Origin of the sequence: Helicobacter ganmani (genome assembly GCF_003364315.1) — a bacterium.
Lineage (GTDB): Bacteria > Campylobacterota > Campylobacteria > Campylobacterales > Helicobacteraceae > Helicobacter_D > Helicobacter_D ganmani.
Map to the genome: position 1 here is coordinate 1 of NZ_NXLS01000023.1, position 784 is coordinate 784.

General features: G+C 31.2%; 1 pseudogene. It reads right to left on the bottom strand.

Going from position 1 to position 784, the window contains the following annotated elements:
• A pseudogene (locus CQA43_RS09565) lies at positions 1–770 on the bottom strand (hypothetical protein); the annotation flags it as partial.
• Positions 771–784 lie beyond the last annotated feature (14 nt).

The following is a 784-nucleotide window of genomic DNA, read 5'->3' on the forward strand; positions in this document are numbered from 1 at the left end:
AGGATTTCCTCTTTGTGTTTTAAAAGGAAAGGTGTTTGAGTAGAAAAAGGAATTTGAGAAAAAAGTTTAAAAAAGAAAGATTCTATCTTAAAAGAATTGTTTTCTTGAGATTTGAGTTTGTGCATTAGGGTTTCTATTGCCTTTAAAAAAGAAAGAGAATCTAAAAGAAATTCTTTAGGAATAAAGCAATAAGAAAGATGTAATTCTTGCAGTTTTGCTTTATATTCTTGGTGCAATTTATAAATGTGTTTAGCTTCTTTTATTTTCTTGTTTAATGTAAAATATCCTCCTTTATACCAAATCTTATCTGCCTTGCTTAAAGCTTCCCCTAAGAGATAAGCTAAATGGTATTTATAAGATAAAGATTCTGGATAATCTTTACAAGATTGCAAGGGAGGATATTTAAGGGAGGGAAAGACTTGTATGGTTTGTTTATAGAATTGCTGTTGTTGTTTGTGGGTTTGTTTAAGTTTATAAAGAGAAAGGAGGAGGTTTAAAAAGGCAAGAGGTGTAAAGGAATCTAAATAAGGGTTAGAATGCCCCCCCCCCCGCACAGGAATAGAATGATTTAGAGTTTCTTGAGGTTTAAAAGAGAAAGGAGAGTTTGTTTTGTTATTTTGAGATTCTTTAGAGTTGAAGTTTTCTTGTGAGATTCCTTTTCTTTGTTTATCGTATTCTATTAAGGCTAAACCTAATTTATAAGCAAGATGATTCTTTATTCTTTCTTTAGCGGAATGGGGATTAAACATTGTGTTGGAAGTGCAATACATTAGGGATTCCTTTG